Here is a 14,912-nt window from a genome sequence, read left to right on the forward strand (position 1 = left end):
CAGGCGAGCGGACAGGCGGTGAGCGAGGCGCCGAGCACCGGACGACGACGAGGAACGATTGGTCAAATTCACCCGTGATGTCCGCAACAGCGCCCCGCGCAACCTTCGGCGGGGATACGGCGTCGAGCGTCCGGCTAGCGGCCGATGCGGAGGTGGACGCGGACGGCCGTACCGTCGGAGCCGGTGTGGGTCCGGACCAGGTCCGTGACGGTGTGCACCAGCAGCAGGCCGCGTCCGCCCCGCTGGTCCCGGGCGGCGGGGCGGCGCCCGGCGAGCGGATCGGTCAGCCGGCCCCGGTCGCGGACCTCGCACACCACCTGGCCGTCCTCGGCCCAGATCCGCAGGCTGCCTGAGCCGCCGCCGTGCACCACGCTGTTGGTGGTCAACTCGGCCACGGCCAGGGCGAGATCGTCCAGTCGTACGCCGGACAGGCCCAGCCGCGCCGCCCGCGCGACGGCGTGGTGCCTGACGGCCGGCAGCTCGTCGACGCCGAACAACTGGGGCTCGGCCGACGCGGGAGCCGCCGGGAACGGCCGGTTGTAGTGGGCGATGACCTCCCCGGGCGCGTACGAGGGACTGGGCCGCCAAGTTCCGCTTCCGCCGGAGACGATCACCGGGTGGGTGGCGTAAGCGTCGGTGAGCACCTTCTCGTCGAGGTGCTCGGCGTCGTACGGGCAGAGGATGGTCACGTCCCGGCCCTGGAAGGCCAGGTTGATCAGCGCCTCGTGCTGCACGCACGCCGGGTACTCGACGCTGCTGCGGCCGGGCCAGATCGGCTCCCCGATGATCCGTACGTGGGTCCGGGGGTGGGCGTCGGCGAACGCGCGCAGCACCCTCGGGATGATCCGGCCCGGGTTGCGGCCCGCCTCGGTCATGTCGACGAAGTACACGGACGCGGCATCCCCGTCCAGGCCCTCCCTGAGCAGGGCCAACTGCCGCCCGGGCACGGCGACCGCCACCGGCAGGCCCGCCTTCAGTCCCTCGCGGATGAACGGCACCGTGCCGTCCAGGTACTCCTCCTCGCCCCGGTAGAACAGGGCGGGATGCACGAACGGCTCGGTGGCCGGCTCGGGGGTCCGCGGGGCGGTCATCGCGTCACCACCTCGATCACGGACAGCTCCGGCCAGAACATTTCCAGCAGCCTTCGCAGTGTGGCAGGCGGCCGTTCGACCACGATGCGCCGCCCGGCCGGCAGGTCCGGAAGGTCCTGAGCGGTCATGGCGAGGGCCGAGACACCGGCGACATCGACGAAGGTCACGGCGGACATCTCCAGGTGCCACACGATCTCGGTACGAAGGGTCGACTGCCCCAACGCCTGCTCCCAGGCCGGACATGTGGCCGAGGTGACCTCACCGACCGCCCGCCACCCCGCTCGGTCCGGCAACGGGCACAGCAGTAACGCGCTCTCGGCCGGAGCCGGTTCCGGTTCCGGCACCGAGGCATTCACCTGCCGCAAACTGTCCACGCACCCACCCCCGTATGCCGGTTGGCTCTCCCATATCCCGCCGTCGCTCCCACCCCAGTATTACGCTGCCGTGTCGGCGACGCTCGGGCAGGCACGGACAGGAAGACCGGCCCCGTGTCTCCACACCGGATCCGGAGTAGGTCGTATCGGACGGGGCAGGAGCCAGAGCACGACGGCCGCGGGCAACGCCAGAGCCGCGCAGTGCAGGAAGGTGCGGACCCCGACAGCGCATCTGGATCGAGACCCGAGGTGAGTACATGTCTGCCCCGACCGCTACCAGTCCCTTCTTACTGTCCGGCGCCGAGGGGCCGTTGACGATCCGTACCGAGACGCGTGGCAGCACCGCGGTCCTGGTACCGAGCGGGGAGATCGTCCACGGCTGCACCACGGTGCTCGACCCCGTCCTGGGCAAGCTCCCCGGCGGGACGGACGGGCTGGTCCTGGACATGGCCGAGGTCACCTTCATGGACACCGCCGGGCTGCAGTTCCTGGAACGCCTGGAGGACTACAGCGGCCTCGCCGGCATCTCCCTGCGGACCGTCAACTGGACCGGCCAGCCCCGCCGCATCCTGGAGATCACCGGCCTGTCGGTCCCGGCGACCGAATCCGACCCCGCGGGGCCCGCCTCCGATCAACCGCCCCCGGACACGGGCCGACTGCTCGCCTCCCTGCGCTCCGACCAGGGGCTGTCGGCGGTGGCCGCGGAGCGGGCGGAACAGGTGGAGAGGCTCCAGGAGCAGGTTCAGCAACTGGAGCAGGCCATGGCGTCCCGCCCGGTCATCGACCAGGCCCGAGGGATCCTCATGGCCGTCGAGTCCTGCACCGCCGACCAGGCCTGGGACACCCTGCGCGACGCCTCCCAGCACGCGAACACCAAACTCCGCGACGTCGCCGAGGCCCTCGTGACGGTGAGCACCGGCGGCCCCGCTCCCACGGAGCCCGTACGCACGGCACTGCGGGACGCGGTGGATCGGCAGCAGCGGCGCGTGTCCTGACCGTTGGAAAGGCCGTTGGAAAGCCGTTGGAAAGACCGCCGGAAAAGGGCAGGCCGTCCGCTGCTACAGGCCGAAGATGGCGCGCAGTCCGATTTCGACGGCTTCCATGACCCGCTCGTCCACCTTCCCCAGGTCCTCGGTGAAGCGCGCGCCGGACAGGGTGCGGAACTCGCCCAGCACGATGGTGCCCGAGGAGGGAACGCTGACAGGAATGTCGACGAGTGTCGCCTCGCGTACCTGCTGCGGGTAGATCAGTGCGCAGGTGGCGGTCTTGTTCTGCGCGTTCAGGGCGTCGGAGGAGATCACCAGGACGTGTGCGGGGCGGCCGGCGAGAGTGAGCTGGTAGACGTGCCCACGCTTCATCGGCCCGCCACCCGCGCCCAGCGCTCCAAGGTGGCGTCCTCGGTTTCGGCGGGCTCCGCGGCAGTGGTCACGATTCCGGCCTCGGCCCGCACTCGCGCGGACTTCGCCAGTTCCTCGGCGAGCATCTCGCGACGCAGTATCCGGGCGGTGTACGCGGAGGCGTTCCCCTTGGCCTTCACGAAGGCGGCCACTTCGTCGGGCAGGCTCATCGTCATGTTCACCGTCATATGGGCATCATACGCAACGTCATGTGTCCCCATCATGTCCTCGACCCCGGGTCAGTCCGTGTAGTCGGGGGCGATGCGCTCCACCAGCCGGAGCAGGGCCGACCAGGCCAGGGCGTACGCCTGGTCGTCCTGGAGGTCCGAGCTGTCGTCCTCGCCCGTGAGCTGGCGGGCGGTGAGTTCGCAGATGTCGGGGCTGGGGATGACGAGCGGGGTGCCGGACGCGGTGGCCGTGGTCTGGATCTCGCAGGCCTTGTCCAGGTAGTACATGCGCAGGAACGCCTGGGCCGGGGTCTCGCCGACCGTGAGCAGGCCGTGGTTGCGCAGGATCATCGCCGGGTGGCCGCCGAGGTCGGCGACCAGGCGCTTCTGTTCGGCCAGGTTCAGGGCGACGCCCTCGTAGTCGTGGTAGCCGAGCCTGCCGTAGAACTCCATGGAGATCTGGTTCAGGGGGAGCAGCCCGTGCTCCTGGGCCGCGACGGCGCAGCCCGCCCTGGTGTGGGTGTGCAGGACACAGTGGGCGTCGGACCGGGCCGCGTGGATCGCGCTGTGGATGACGAAGCCGGCGGGGTTGACCGGGTGGGGGCTCTCGCCGACGGGGTGGCCGTCCAGGTCGATCCGGACGAGGTTCGACGCGGTGATCTCCTCGAAGAGGAGGCCGTACGGGTTGATGAGGAAGTGCTGCTCCGGGCCGGGGAGCCGGACGGAGATGTGCGTGAAGATCAGGTCGGTCATCCGGAAGTGCGCCACGAGGCGGTAGACCGCGGCGAGTTCGCGGCGCAGGCGCAGTTCTTCCGGGGAGACCGGGGAGACCGGGGAGACCGGGGAGACGGCGGGGCCGGACATGGGGACCTTTCGCTGAGGTGCGGCACGTGCGGGTGCGGGTGGTTCAAGGGGGGGGCTTCCGGTACCGGCCGGTCAAGCCACGCTCAACTCCGGTGCGGCCGGGGCCGGTTCGCCCGCCAGGCGGCGGTGCCATGCCTCGACGACGGCTTCCTCGGTCGGCTCGGTCAGGAGGCTGACGGCCACGTAGGCGACGAGGCCGGCCAACAGGCCGTAGTAGATCGGCTCGTTGGCGAGGAGCCCGTCGGTCACCATGAAGGCGATGACCGTCGTACCGCCCGCGATCATCGAGGCCATCGCACCCTGGAGGTTCCCGCGCTTCCAGAGCAGCCCGCCGAGGATGGGCACGAGCAGCCCGCCGACGAGCAGGTTGTAGGCGACGGTGAGGGCTTCGATGACATCGCCGAGGACACAGGCGATGGCCATGGCGGCCACCCCGAGGACGACGATGGCGAGCCGGTTGGCACTGATCTCGTCGCCGTCCTCCGAACCCGTCGTACCGGAGCTCGTACGTCGGCTCAGCCGCGCCCAGATGTCGTTGTTGGCGACGGTCGCGGAGGCGATCAGCGCGCCGCTCGCCGTGGACATCATCGCGGAGAGCGCGGCGGCCAGGACCAGGCCCCTGACCCCGGTGGGCAGGGCGTGCTGGACGATCGTGGCGAACGCCTGGTCGGCGGCGGCGAGGCTCGGGTAGAGGGTCTTGGTGGCCATGCCGATGACGGCTCCGGCCAGGGCGTAGACCAGGCAGTAGACGCCGGCGACCGTACCGCCCCAGGCGGCGACCCTGTCCGAGCGGGCGGTGAAGACCCGCTGCCAGATGTCCTGCCCGATGAGCATGCCGAAGGTGTAGATCAGGACGAAGGTGAAGATGGTCTGGCCGCCGATGGAGGTCGGGGAGAGGAAGCCGTCCGGCAGCTTGTCGGCCATGGCGGAGAATCCTCCCGCCTTGACCACGGCGATGGGCAGCAGCAGGACGAGCACCCCGAGGCTCTTGACCACGAACTGCACCATGTCGGTGAGCGTGATGGACCACATCCCGCCGAGCGCCGAGTAGCCGACGACGATCGTCCCGCCGATGAGCACCGCGACCCAGCTCGGCACGTCGAACAGGACGTCGAAGACACTGGCGTACGCGATCGTGGAGGTCACGACCAGCATGAGCGTGTAGATCCACATCACGACGCCGGAGATCACGGCGGCGGTGTCGCCGTAGCGCAGGGAGAGCATCTCGGCGACGGTGTAGACCTTGAGGCGCGCGATACGGGCGGAGAAGAACACGCTCAGGGCCAGCAGCCCGAGCCCGATGGCGAAGACCATGGCGGCGCCGGATATCCCGTACGTGTAGCCGAGCCGTACGCCACCGATGGTGGAGGCGCCGCCGAGAACGACGGCGGCCATCGTCCCGGTGTACATGAGCGGGCCCAGCCGCCGGCCGGCGACGAGGAAGTCGCTCTTGGAGGCGGCACGTTTCTTGCCCCACCAGCCGACACCGACGATGCCGAGCAGGTATGCGGCCATGACGAGGTAGTCGACGGTCATCAGATCCTCCGGGGAACGAGGGGAGAGGGGAGGGGATGTCGGCGACCGGGTGCGGGCCGGGCCGGAAAAGGGGGATGCGGGGGGCAAAGGCGGGGGTGGTGCCCTGTAGGTGGCACGACGATAGCGGCGGGCGGTACTGGTGCCGAAGTGGCGGATTCATCCAATATGGAGAATTCCATTGGATGATTCCGTCACTCGCGCGAGAGAGGACGTCTCCTGATGACCGAGCCCGAACGGTCGTCCGAACGGCCGTCCGAACAGCCGTCCGTACCGCTGAGCGCACTGCTCGCCGATCCCGCCCTGGGCCTGCGCCAGATCGCGGGCCCCGCCGAGGACCGTCGCGTGAGTACGGTCGGCACGACGGAGATCGAGAACCCGGCACCGTATCTGGTGGTCGGCGAGCTGCTCCTCACCGCGGGTGTACGGCTGCCTCGCGACGCCGACGGCATCGACACGTACGTACGACAGGTCGCCGCCACCGGCGTGAGCGCGCTCGGATTCGGCGTGGCCCCCGTGTACGAGGAGGTGCCGCCCGACCTGGTCGCCGCCTGCGACCGCCACGGCCTCCCACTCCTGCGCATCCCGCCGTCCACCCCGTTCGTGGCGGTCGGTCAGGCCACGTACACGGCGATCGCCGAGGTCCGCACCCGCGAACTGCGGGAGATCTCCCGGGCGCAGTCGGCGCTGGCCACGGCAGCGGCCAGGCCGGACGCGCTACGGGCCGTCCTCGACCGGCTCGCCGCGCACGCCGGCGCCTGGGCGGTCCTCTACGACGCCCACGGCAGCGAACTCTTCAGCGCGGGCCCCCGACCGGCGTCCCCCACCCCGGAACGCCTGCGCGACCTGGCCGTACGCACACGCGGCGCCGCCCGATCCGCGGCGGCCGACCACCGGACCGGAACCCACCTGACGGTCCACACCCTGCCAGGCCCCGACGGCACCGCCACCACTACGACCCTCGCCCTCGGCCAGGCCACCACCACGGCCCCGACCCCGGTCCACCGCCAGATCACCAGCACGGCGACAGTCCTGCTGGCCCTGCTGACGAGCCCCCGGCACGCCCTGGGCACCGACACCCGAGGCGCGGGCGCGCTGGTACGGCTGATGCTGGGAGCGACCCCGGCGGAGGTAGCCCCCGCCCTCGATGCCGGCCACTGGACAGTGGTCCACGGCCGCCACGCACGCTCGGTCTCCCCGGGCGAGGACCCGGCCCAACTAGCCACCCTGGGAACGGCCTTGGGCACCCCGTACTTGTACGTGGACGGCTCCGACCTGAAGGCCCTGATCCCCGGCGAACCGGACGCTCGCCCCGAGGCTCCCGCCCAAGTGGCGGAACTGGGCTGGACGTTGGGTTTCAGCACGCCCGTATCCGCCTCGAACCTCCCCCAGGCCGACCGCCAGGCGGAACGAGCCCTACAACGCGCGCTGGCCGCGCAGCTACCGGCCGCCGTCCACACGGAGGACCCGCTGACGGTCCACGCCCTGGTCCCCCCGGCCGACGCCCGCGACCTGGCCCGCACCCGCTTCGCCCCACTCGCCGAGGCGGGCACCCCGGGCGCCCAGGTCCTCCTGGACACCCTCCACACCTGGCTGACCCTCCACGGCAGCTGGGACCGCACGGCCGCGAGTCTCCAGGTCCACCGCAACACGGTGCGGCACCGCTTGGCCAGGGTGGGCGAGGCGCTGGGAGTCGACCTCCAGGATCCCGGCGTACGGATGGAACTGTGGTTCGCGCTGCAGTGGTTGGAGCCTGACGCTACTTCCTGAGCATGCGGATGAGGGCGGCGAAGGCGGGGTGGGTGGTGGTGAGGATGGATGTGGGGGAGGGGGTCGCTGAATCGGAGAGGAGGACCGTTTCGGCGGTGACGGATATGTGGACGCAGGCCTCGCCTTCCTGGCAGTGGGACGACTTCGTCCAGACGTGCTGGGACATGAGGGCTCCTCTACAGGTTCTGGGCGATGGCAAGGATCAGGTCCCGGGACTTCTCCGGGCCGAGGGCGACAGCCTCGACAGTGTCCAGGAGGCGCCGGTACTTCTCCAGATGGGCCTCGGCATCCAGCAGCATGGGGCCGTGGAACTGGTCGAGTTGGACCGTGTCCAGCTGCGGTACGGGCCCGCACAGGTAGTTGATGGACTGTCCCGACCCGGGGAACGCGCCGACGTCGAACGGCAGCACCCGCAGGGTGATGTGATCCCGCTCGCTCATGTCGAGCAGATGCCGGAGCTGCGCGCGAGCCACATCACGGCCGCCGACCCTCATGTGCAGGGCGGCCTCATGGATGACGGTGCTGTACGGATTCGGGTCGGCCCGGTATACGACGTCCTGCCGTTTGACGCGGTACGAGACCCGGTGCTCGACCTCGGGCGGGGTGGGTGCCGGGATCACGTGCCGGAAGATCTCGCGGGCGTGCTCGGCGGTCTGGAGCATTCCGGGGATGTGTGAGGTGAAGGCGGTGCGCAGGGCGGTTGCGTGGTGCTCCAGTTCAGCGAGGGCGAGCAACCCCGACGGCAGCACTTCGCGGTACGACTCCCACCACCAGCCCCGAGTCCTCTCGCCGGCCATGCTGGCGAGGGCGTCGATGTAGGCCTGGTCCGTGCACGAGTAGAGGCGGGCCATCGCGCGGACGCGGTCGGGGCTCACTCCGAATCGGGCGGACTCCACATTGCTGAGTTGACCGGAACTGGTGCCCAGCAGTGGCGCTGTCTCCGTCGCGGTCATCCCCGCCCGCTCCCGGAGTTTGCGCAGCTCCGTCGCGAGCCGGACACGTCGGGCCGTCTGAGTGGGCCGTGTCGTCATGTCGTCTCCTTGCCGCGCGCGCTGAAGGGGTCCGTCACCCACATGAGGGATAAAGAGCTGAGATCCTTCGGAATCCAGCAAAGCACCTTTGCGGAACCCCTATCTTCATCTCTAGGCGCCCCCGCCCAGAAGCACCCCGCTCGACGGAGCGGCCACGGTCACTGGGCAACACCATCCAACTCCCCTGCGTGATCGGAGACTTCCGATGGCCACCGTATCGCCGTCCTGGGCCTACGCCCTCCAGCTCCCGCACGATCCCCGCGCACCGGGCATCGCCCGCGCGACCCTGCGCACAGTCCTGGCCGCCCACGACCTCACCCACCTCACCCCCACCGCAGAACTCCTCGCCTCCGAACTGCTCACCAACGCCCAACTCCACACCAGGGGCCCGTACATGCTCCGCCTCCTCGCCACGGAACCCGACCGGCTCCGGGTCGCGGTGTGGGACACGGATCCCCGGGTCCCGCCCGGCTTCCGCGAGGGCGGCGCCCCCGCCGCCGTACCCCCGGACGACTCCGAAGGCGGACGCGGGCTGCATCTCGTACGGGCGTGTGCGGACTCGTGGGGGGTGTCGGTGCTGCGGGAGCTGGGGGCGTCGAAGGGCGGGAAGATGCTGTGGGCCGACTGCGGACCGACGGAGGTGACCGGGTGATCACGCCCTGTCGGCCTTCCGTGAGCGGCGCCATACTGAGAAGTGGAGCCACGCCCGTTCATCAGGAGCAGATCATGAGCGCACAGCCCGAGCATGCCTGGGGAGAGATGCCGCTCCCACAGATCCGGACCGTGGACGACCTGCGCAGTGCGCTCAGCCGTTACGGCTTCCCGGGGGACCGGGAGCGGTTCGAGGAGGAGCTGGCGGCTGCCATCGGGGCTTCCCCGACCAATGACTTCAAGGGTCTCGCCGCCGTGATCAGGGCCTACCGCCACCGGGTTCGGATCAGGAACTCGCCGGAGATCATGACGGCCCTTGAGGAAGCTCGCGGCGGGGGCGGCGGTACGTGAACGAGGTTCCCTTGGAGGAGGCCGAACCCGCGAGGAAGGTGTTCGGCGACCTGACGGAGGGGGAGCGGGAAGTCGTACGGGACGCGCTCGCGGTGATCGGGCGGGACCCGGCGGCCGGCCGCGAGATTCCGGGCTGGCGCCCTCCTTCCGTGGAGTACACGTACACGACACCCCTCGCTCGCGACTCGGCGGAGGCGATCACCGTCGTGTACACGCACACGCCGGGCATGGGGGTGACCGTCGTCTTCTACTTCCGGGATCCACAGGTGGTGGACTGAGTACCCCGGAAGGGTCGGACCCTCGGCGGCTGCGCAGGCCACCAGTGGTGGCCGGTCCTGAGGTCAGGTGAGCGAGCGGTCGGCGATGCGCTGGAGCTTGGCCTCGAACACCTTCTGCGCGTCCGGGGTGAGCGTCGCGAGCGCGATCAGGGTGGTGATCGCGACGTCGCAGAGTTCTTCCTGGACGTCCTGCCACGTATGGCTTTCACCCTTCCTGGGGTTCGTCCCCATCACTCCGTGCAGGGCTTCGGCGACCTCGCCGAACTCCTCGCCGATCTTGAGGACGCGCATGGCCGTCGCGATGTCGCCTGTCACCGGGCTCTCGGCGTCGAGCCAGTCTCGGAGCCGGTCGACGAGGTCCCAGGTGTGTGCATCCATCAGGTTCTCTAAACGGGGTTGTGCGTATAGGAGTTCGGGTCAGAAAAGAGCGCTGACCGAGGCCGCTCAGCAATCCTCGGGCGACTGCCCGCACGCCAGTGGGGGGTGAACCTCTGCCGATCCAGCTGTCCAGGGCCGCAGGGCCGTCCTAGACTGCTGGCGTGACCGCTGCATTCGACTACGAGGACATGCACCACCTGGTGGACCGCCTCTCCCCGACCCAGGTGCGACGCCTGCGCCTGCTCGTCAACCAGGACGAGGAACTGTCCCAGGTTGCCCAGTCACTGTCGGCAGTCGACGCGAACGAGGACGAGGAGTCGGTCCCGGCCGGGCTGCTGGCTCTGATCGGCAGCGTGAACGGCCCAGAGGATCTGGCTGAACGGCACGACGACTACATCCGAGAGCGGATGCGCGAGCGCTTCGGCGACTCGGAGTGATCGCCACGGTCCTGGACACCGGACCCCTGGCCGCGGCGCTCAACGCGGCCGACCGGCGTCACCCGGAGTGCGCCTCACTGCTGACGTCGCTGACCGGCCGCCGTCTGCTGCCCAGCCCGGTCTTGACCGAGGTCTGCTGGCTGCTGGAGCGTTGGCCCCAGGTCGAAGCGGCGTTCCTCGCCGAGGTCGCACGGGGAACATTCGAGCTGGTCCACCTCACTCCCACCGACCTGACGCGCATGGGTGAGCTGGTCCTCCAGTACGCCGACTTCCCGCTCGGCGGGGTCGACGCCTCGGTCATCGCGGTGGCCGAGCGCTTCGGCGTGGACCGGGTAGCCACCCTCGACCGGCGGCACTTCAGCGTCGTCAAGCCCGCCCACGTCCCCGCGTTGACACTCCTGCCGTAGCCCGACCAGCGGTCTGTACTCCTGACGGCAACAAGTACGGACGCCAGCGGAGCACATAACTGCCGATTACCTGCGAAAAAGCAGGGGGTGGTTGCGGTAGTGGTCGTGGACGGCCGCGCCCTTCCTGCGGGCGGAGTGCGGCCGACGTAGGTTCAGCCCTCCAGATCCACCCGTACCGTCAGCAGATTCGTCCCCATCGTCCGTACGCCCGTGCTGTTGACCTTCGGCAGGGTCCGCAGCCGGGCGAGCGGATCGTCGTCCGGCAGCAGATGTGCCGTACCCGAATGCCACCGCCCCCCGACCCGCACCCGCACCTTCGGGTTCGCCTTGATGTTGCGTACGTACTGGGACTTCTCGCCGAACTCCGAGACCAGCCAGAACTCGTTGCCGATGCGGCGGCCTCCCAGCGGGGTGATGCGGGGGAGCCCGGACGTGCGGCCCGTGGTCTCCAGGAGGGTCTGGAAGGGGAGGCGGCGGGTGACGGGGTTGCCGATGCGGCGCTGGAAGGTGATGGCGGCCTTGAATCTGAACTCTGTGAAGCGGGACATATTGGTCTTGTGCCTCCTGCTCTCGTGCCGCTGCTGTCGCGTGCTCTTGAATGGTCTCCCAGAGGGGCAAGAGCTGGGTGAGATGGGTGGGCGGTGGCGAGTATGCGCGTGGTGACCTGGAACCTGTGGTGGCGGTTCGGGCCCTGGGAGGCGCGGCAGAAGGCGATTCTGTCCGTGTTACGGGATCTGCGGCCGGATGTCGTCGGGCTGCAGGAGGTCTGGGAATGTGGCGGGGAGAATCTTGCCGCCTGGCTTGCAGATGAGCTCGGTCTGCACTGGACCTGGGCTCCTTCCGGTGCCCCCGAGCGCTGGCAGCGGCGTATCGGGGGCGCGAAGGTCGACGTCGGGAACGCGGTGCTGAGTCGCTGGCCCGTCGTCGAGAGCGAGGCGATGAGGTTGCCGGCGCCGGAGGAGTTGGACGACGGACGGCTTGCGCTCTACGCGCGCCTCGCCGCCCCCGGCCATCACGTGCCCTTCTTCACCACCCACCTCACCTCCGCGTCCCACGCCTCGGCGGTCCGCTGCCAACAGGTCACCGCCCTCGCGGAGTTCGTGGCGAAACGGCGTGACGGCACCGCCTTCCCGCCCGTCATCACCGGCGACTTCAACGCCTGGCCCGACTCCGACGAGATCCGGCTGTTCGGTGGTTACAAGACGGCCCCGGCTGTTCCGGGGCAGGTCTTTCTCGACGCCTGGGAACTGGCCGATCCGGCGGCCCCCGCCGCTACCTGGGACGCCGCCAACCCGTACGTCGCCGCCGGGTTCGGGCCCAGCGTGCGGATCGACTACGTCTTCGTCGGGCCTCCGGGGCGGGGCGGGCTCGGGCATGTGCGCAAGGTGGAGCGGGCCGGGCACGGGGCCGTGGAGGGCATCTGGCCGTCCGATCACGCGGCGGTGGTGGCGGATCTGGCGTCCGCCTGAGCCGTGAGTTGTGCCGGGCTCGACCTCCCGGCACAACCATCGGGCCGCCACAGCGGTCACACCGGTGTCAGTAGAACTTGCGCGAGAACGTGCGCGAGAACGTGCGCTTCACGCTGCCAACTTCCTTTCACCGGGGGCCACTTCATGAGATCCCGCCGTGCCTTGGCGCGCCCTGCCGCGGTGGTAGCCGCCGCGCTGATCCCTGCGGCGCTGCTGTCGGGGACGGTCGCGACGACCGCCGCGTACGCCACGGATTCGCCGAGTCCGTCGGCCTCGGCGCCGGCGTCGAGTGAGTCCGCGTCGCCGTCCCCGTCCGGATCGGAGTCCGCGTCGTCCTCGGCGAGTGCCTCACCGTCGGTGCCCGCCTCCCTGTCCGTGTCCGAGCCGCCCGCCGATGGGGGGCAGGAATGCCCCAGCGAGCCGGGCAAGGACGACAAGATCCTGAAAACCGCCATTTCCGCCGAGACCAACAAGCTCGTCGCGGACAGCGTTTGGCGCAATATCACGTTCAAGCTGGAGAACCGCTCCGACGTCGCTCTCAAGGGCGTCGAAGTCCAGTTGCGGAGATGGGCGCTCGACAACGCGCCCGACCCGGAACAACAGAAGGAGGTGCTGGAGTACTTCGATCTCCAGGAGTGGGACGCCAAGTCCCGTACCTGGAAGGGTGTCTGGTGGAACGAGGTGCAGATCGGCGGCCTGCTGCTCGGCACCTACGACGTGGCCCCGCACAAGACGACGAAGATCGCCATGCGTGTACAGGTCGGCAAGAACATCCCCTACGGCCGCTTTCCCGAGCTCGAACACGAGAACATCGGGTCCGGCGATCTACAGGCCCGGGCCGGCGGCGGCCAGGGTGTGTGCTCGTACGGGGACAAGTGGCTCTTCACCATCCACAAGCCCGGCACGGACACCGGGAACGGCGACGGCGGAGCCACCTCCGCGCCCACCTCCACGCCGACCACCGGAACCGGCGGCAACACCCCCACCCCCCAGACCGGCACCACCTCACCGGTCACCCCCGACCCCACCCCCACCGGCGACCTCGCCCACACCGGCTCCTCCTCCGCCCTCCCGGTGATCGCGGGCGTCGGCGCCGTGGCCGTGGGTCTCGGCGCCGGTGCCGTGTACGTCGTACGGCGTCGCAGGTCCGGCACCGAGGCTTCCTGACCGAACCCGACCCTGCTACCGGCCCAGGAAGATCGGGTTCGTGAACGCCGCCAACGCCCCGGGCAGAGGTGCCAGTACGGCCTCGTGCCGCACCTCCGCCCGGACGTACGCCGCGTACTGAGCCGTCGTACGCCACTCCACGACCCCCTCGCCCGAGACGGGCAGGACCGCGCTGGTGAACAGCACGCCCTGGTCCGTCACGAAGCGGACCGTGCAGCGCGGGGCGCCGGACACCTCCAGGCGGACCGTCACCGGGGCGTCCTTCGCGACCTTCAACCGGCCCCCGATGTCCGCGTGTTCGCCCTTCGGACCGGACGCCGTAAGGGCGAGGTTGACCGACTTGGACTCGGCTACGTAGGAGCGTCCTGCCTTCAGGCCCTCCTGGATCGCCTCCCGGGTCAGGTCGTCGGCCAGGACCACCGTCTGGGGGACGCCCACCGGGTCGGGGTCGCGGTGGGCGTCGCTGTTGCCCATGGCCGGAATCCAGTCCCGGCCGCCCGCGCCCTCCCGTACAGAGGCGACCAGCATGCCGTCCCAGTCCGCCAGCGCGACCTCGTCCTCGGGCGAGTAGGAGCCGTTCCACACCTCCACCGCGTCCGCGTCGTTGAAGCCGAACTTCCAGTTGCAGCCGACGCAGGTGGCGTGCGGGTGGGCCGGGACGACCAGGCCGCCCGCCTTCCGGATCTGGCGCGCGTACTTGCCGAAGCGGTTGTCGCGGGCCCGGTAGCGCCAGTCCACGAAGGTGCCCGGGTCGATGCCGAGCGCGACGACGTGACCGTTGCGGGTCGTCACCTCCTCGCCCAGCATGATGAGGAGGTCGTCACCCGCCTCGTCGGCCCAATGGGCGTGTGCCGACTGCGTGTTGTGCTCCGAGGAGTTGATGAAGTCCAGGCCCGCCGCCCGGGCGAGAGCCGCGAGTTCCGCCGGGGTACGGCGGCCGTCCGAGTACCAGGAGTGCAGGTGGCAGTCGCCCCGGTACCAGGCCCGGCCCCGCCCCTTCGCCCGCTCGGGCGGGTACACCGGGTCGACGACCTCGCCGGGCTCGCCGTAGGCCAGCGTGATGGTGATCTCGTACGAGAGGCCCTGAGGGGAGACCGTGTAGGGGCCCAGCGCGATGTGCCAGGTGCCGGCCTTCACCGGGCCGGGGATGTAGCCGGGGGTGGCGTCGTCCGCGCGGACGAAGAACTCCGTGCGCGCCCCGCCCGACCAGCCCCGGAAGCCCTTGCCGCCCAGCTCCGTGCCGCGCTGGTCGAAGACACCGATGTCGAGCGCGTTGCCCGCGGTGCCGGCCGGGACGGACGGGCGGTCGTAGCTGTACGCGACCTTCAACTCCCGTACGCCCTCAGGGATTTCGACGGGGAGATAGACGAAGTCGGGGGAGCCGGTGGGCAGCGTGCCCCGTACCGTCTTCGTCTCGGTGCCGGGGGTCGCGGCCGCCGGGTTGCCATCGGAGAAGGTCACGCTTCCCAACGTAAGCGCGGCGGCGGCTCCCGTCACGAAGAGGGCGCGTCTGCCGAGTCCGGATCCGTGGTCGTCTTCGCACATGC

Annotated in this window: 20 protein-coding genes; 9 read left to right on the forward strand and 11 right to left on the reverse strand. The window is 70.1% G+C overall.

Annotation, left to right across the window (positions count from 1 at the left end):
• Positions 1–134 precede the first annotated feature (134 nt).
• Both LUX31_RS26500 and LUX31_RS26505 read right to left on the reverse strand, forming a co-directional pair.
• Positions 135–1,091, reverse strand: coding sequence for an anti-sigma factor RsbA family regulatory protein (locus tag LUX31_RS26500; RefSeq protein WP_235477705.1), 957 nt, complete (start codon positions 1,089–1,091; stop codon positions 135–137).
• Complete coding sequence (locus tag LUX31_RS26505) at positions 1,088–1,435, reverse strand: STAS domain-containing protein (RefSeq protein ID WP_235477707.1); 348 nt, start codon at positions 1,433–1,435, stop codon at positions 1,088–1,090. Before LUX31_RS26505 ends, LUX31_RS26500 begins: the two co-directional genes overlap by 4 nt.
• A gap of 287 nt (positions 1,436–1,722) precedes the next feature.
• Between LUX31_RS26505 and LUX31_RS26510 the strand changes: the two genes are divergently transcribed.
• Positions 1,723–2,460, forward strand: a complete 738-nt coding sequence (locus LUX31_RS26510; protein WP_235477711.1) for an ANTAR domain-containing protein — start codon at positions 1,723–1,725, stop codon at positions 2,458–2,460.
• Positions 2,461–2,523: 63 nt separating this feature from the next.
• On the opposite strand, the gene LUX31_RS26515 is transcribed toward LUX31_RS26510, so the two are convergent.
• From LUX31_RS26515 to LUX31_RS26530, 4 genes are all read right to left on the reverse strand, one after another.
• The gene (locus tag LUX31_RS26515) at positions 2,524–2,823 is read right to left on the reverse strand and encodes a type II toxin-antitoxin system PemK/MazF family toxin (protein WP_235477712.1); all 300 of its coding nucleotides are present in this window, start codon (positions 2,821–2,823) and stop codon (positions 2,524–2,526) included.
• Positions 2,820–3,050: a hypothetical protein gene (locus LUX31_RS26520; protein ID WP_235477713.1), complete on the reverse strand. Its 231-nt coding sequence runs from the start codon at positions 3,048–3,050 to the stop codon at positions 2,820–2,822. Before LUX31_RS26520 ends, LUX31_RS26515 begins: the two co-directional genes overlap by 4 nt.
• Positions 3,051–3,101: 51 nt before the next feature.
• Positions 3,102–3,893 carry a class II aldolase/adducin family protein gene (locus LUX31_RS26525; RefSeq protein ID WP_235477714.1) on the reverse strand — a complete coding sequence of 264 codons (792 nt, stop codon included), beginning with the start codon at positions 3,891–3,893 and terminating at the stop codon, positions 3,102–3,104.
• Positions 3,894–3,965: 72 nt separating this feature from the next.
• Positions 3,966–5,429: a sodium:solute symporter gene (locus LUX31_RS26530; RefSeq protein WP_235477715.1), complete on the reverse strand. Its 1,464-nt coding sequence runs from the start codon at positions 5,427–5,429 to the stop codon at positions 3,966–3,968.
• Between the two features lie 219 nt (positions 5,430–5,648).
• On the opposite strand from LUX31_RS26530, the gene LUX31_RS26535 reads away from it, so the two are divergent.
• The gene (locus LUX31_RS26535) at positions 5,649–7,196 is read left to right on the forward strand and encodes a PucR family transcriptional regulator (protein WP_235477716.1); all 1,548 of its coding nucleotides are present in this window, start codon (positions 5,649–5,651) and stop codon (positions 7,194–7,196) included.
• On the opposite strand, the gene LUX31_RS26540 is transcribed toward LUX31_RS26535, so the two are convergent.
• Positions 7,186–7,362, reverse strand: coding sequence for a DUF397 domain-containing protein (locus LUX31_RS26540; protein ID WP_235477717.1), 177 nt, complete (start codon positions 7,360–7,362; stop codon positions 7,186–7,188). The two genes, LUX31_RS26535 and LUX31_RS26540, sit on opposite strands and share 11 nt — an antisense overlap.
• 10 nt (positions 7,363–7,372) lie before the next feature.
• Positions 7,373–8,227: a helix-turn-helix domain-containing protein gene (locus tag LUX31_RS26545; RefSeq protein WP_235477719.1), complete on the reverse strand. Its 855-nt coding sequence runs from the start codon at positions 8,225–8,227 to the stop codon at positions 7,373–7,375.
• A 205-nt stretch (positions 8,228–8,432) separates the two neighbouring features.
• Between LUX31_RS26545 and LUX31_RS26550 the strand changes: the two genes are divergently transcribed.
• The 3 genes from LUX31_RS26550 to LUX31_RS26560 all read left to right on the forward strand — a co-directional run bounded on the left by LUX31_RS26550 (position 8,433) and on the right by LUX31_RS26560 (position 9,507).
• Positions 8,433–8,879, forward strand: a complete 447-nt coding sequence (locus LUX31_RS26550) for an ATP-binding protein (RefSeq protein WP_235477721.1) — start codon at positions 8,433–8,435, stop codon at positions 8,877–8,879.
• A gap of 74 nt (positions 8,880–8,953) precedes the next feature.
• The gene (locus tag LUX31_RS26555; RefSeq protein ID WP_235477723.1) at positions 8,954–9,229 is read left to right on the forward strand and encodes a hypothetical protein; all 276 of its coding nucleotides are present in this window, start codon (positions 8,954–8,956) and stop codon (positions 9,227–9,229) included.
• The gene (locus tag LUX31_RS26560) at positions 9,226–9,507 is read left to right on the forward strand and encodes a hypothetical protein (protein ID WP_235477724.1); all 282 of its coding nucleotides are present in this window, start codon (positions 9,226–9,228) and stop codon (positions 9,505–9,507) included. The genes LUX31_RS26555 and LUX31_RS26560 overlap by 4 nt, the downstream gene beginning before the upstream one ends.
• Positions 9,508–9,570: 63 nt before the next feature.
• Here LUX31_RS26560 and LUX31_RS26565 read toward each other — a convergent pair whose 3' ends face one another.
• Entirely contained in the window at positions 9,571–9,885 is a 315-nt protein-coding gene (locus LUX31_RS26565; RefSeq protein WP_235477726.1) for a MazG-like family protein, read from the reverse strand.
• Between the two features lie 161 nt (positions 9,886–10,046).
• On the opposite strand from LUX31_RS26565, the gene LUX31_RS26570 reads away from it, so the two are divergent.
• Both LUX31_RS26570 and LUX31_RS26575 read left to right on the forward strand, forming a co-directional pair.
• Positions 10,047–10,322 (forward strand): hypothetical protein, encoded by a 276-nt coding sequence (locus LUX31_RS26570; protein WP_235477728.1) that lies wholly within the window; start codon positions 10,047–10,049, stop codon positions 10,320–10,322.
• The gene (locus tag LUX31_RS26575; protein WP_235477730.1) at positions 10,319–10,729 is read left to right on the forward strand and encodes a type II toxin-antitoxin system VapC family toxin; all 411 of its coding nucleotides are present in this window, start codon (positions 10,319–10,321) and stop codon (positions 10,727–10,729) included. Before LUX31_RS26570 ends, LUX31_RS26575 begins: the two co-directional genes overlap by 4 nt.
• A 152-nt stretch (positions 10,730–10,881) precedes the next feature.
• Here LUX31_RS26575 and LUX31_RS26580 read toward each other — a convergent pair whose 3' ends face one another.
• Positions 10,882–11,277 (reverse strand): nitroreductase family deazaflavin-dependent oxidoreductase, encoded by a 396-nt coding sequence (locus tag LUX31_RS26580; protein ID WP_235477732.1) that lies wholly within the window; start codon positions 11,275–11,277, stop codon positions 10,882–10,884.
• A gap of 102 nt (positions 11,278–11,379) precedes the next feature.
• Here LUX31_RS26580 and LUX31_RS26585 point away from each other — a divergent pair, with 102 nt between their 5' ends.
• Complete coding sequence (locus LUX31_RS26585) at positions 11,380–12,198, forward strand: endonuclease/exonuclease/phosphatase family protein (protein WP_235477735.1); 819 nt, start codon at positions 11,380–11,382, stop codon at positions 12,196–12,198.
• A 144-nt stretch (positions 12,199–12,342) separates the two neighbouring features.
• On the forward strand, positions 12,343–13,365 hold the full coding sequence (locus LUX31_RS26590; protein ID WP_235477737.1) for an LAETG motif-containing sortase-dependent surface protein: 1,023 nt from the start codon (positions 12,343–12,345) through the stop codon (positions 13,363–13,365).
• Positions 13,366–13,380: 15 nt separating this feature from the next.
• On the opposite strand, the gene LUX31_RS26595 is transcribed toward LUX31_RS26590, so the two are convergent.
• A complete protein-coding gene (locus LUX31_RS26595) occupies positions 13,381–14,910 on the reverse strand; it encodes a CehA/McbA family metallohydrolase (protein ID WP_235477740.1) in 1,530 nt (509 codons plus the stop codon).
• Positions 14,911–14,912 lie beyond the last annotated feature (2 nt).

The organism is Streptomyces sp. GQFP (genome assembly GCF_021545335.1).
In the GTDB taxonomy this organism is placed as follows: Bacteria; Actinomycetota; Actinomycetes; order Streptomycetales; family Streptomycetaceae; genus Streptomyces.

Coding starts and splice junctions, on each gene's coding strand:
- LUX31_RS26500 (WP_235477705.1), bottom strand. CDS start 1,091: ATGACCGCCCCGCGGACCCCCGAGCCGGCCACCGAGCCGTTCGTGCAT.
- LUX31_RS26510 (WP_235477711.1), top strand. CDS start 1,723: ATGTCTGCCCCGACCGCTACCAGTCCCTTCTTACTGTCCGGCGCCGAG.
- LUX31_RS26515 (WP_235477712.1), bottom strand. CDS start 2,823: ATGAAGCGTGGGCACGTCTACCAGCTCACTCTCGCCGGCCGCCCCGCA.
- LUX31_RS26520 (WP_235477713.1), bottom strand. CDS start 3,050: ATGACGGTGAACATGACGATGAGCCTGCCCGACGAAGTGGCCGCCTTC.
- LUX31_RS26525 (WP_235477714.1), bottom strand. CDS start 3,893: ATGTCCGGCCCCGCCGTCTCCCCGGTCTCCCCGGTCTCCCCGGTCTCC.
- LUX31_RS26530 (WP_235477715.1), bottom strand. CDS start 5,429: ATGACCGTCGACTACCTCGTCATGGCCGCATACCTGCTCGGCATCGTC.
- LUX31_RS26535 (WP_235477716.1), top strand. CDS start 5,649: ATGACCGAGCCCGAACGGTCGTCCGAACGGCCGTCCGAACAGCCGTCC.
- LUX31_RS26540 (WP_235477717.1), bottom strand. CDS start 7,362: ATGTCCCAGCACGTCTGGACGAAGTCGTCCCACTGCCAGGAAGGCGAG.
- LUX31_RS26545 (WP_235477719.1), bottom strand. CDS start 8,227: ATGACGACACGGCCCACTCAGACGGCCCGACGTGTCCGGCTCGCGACG.
- LUX31_RS26550 (WP_235477721.1), top strand. CDS start 8,433: ATGGCCACCGTATCGCCGTCCTGGGCCTACGCCCTCCAGCTCCCGCAC.
- LUX31_RS26555 (WP_235477723.1), top strand. CDS start 8,954: ATGAGCGCACAGCCCGAGCATGCCTGGGGAGAGATGCCGCTCCCACAG.
- LUX31_RS26565 (WP_235477726.1), bottom strand. CDS start 9,885: ATGGATGCACACACCTGGGACCTCGTCGACCGGCTCCGAGACTGGCTC.
- LUX31_RS26580 (WP_235477732.1), bottom strand. CDS start 11,277: ATGTCCCGCTTCACAGAGTTCAGATTCAAGGCCGCCATCACCTTCCAG.
- LUX31_RS26585 (WP_235477735.1), top strand. CDS start 11,380: ATGCGCGTGGTGACCTGGAACCTGTGGTGGCGGTTCGGGCCCTGGGAG.
- LUX31_RS26590 (WP_235477737.1), top strand. CDS start 12,343: ATGAGATCCCGCCGTGCCTTGGCGCGCCCTGCCGCGGTGGTAGCCGCC.
- LUX31_RS26595 (WP_235477740.1), bottom strand. CDS start 14,910: ATGTGCGAAGACGACCACGGATCCGGACTCGGCAGACGCGCCCTCTTC.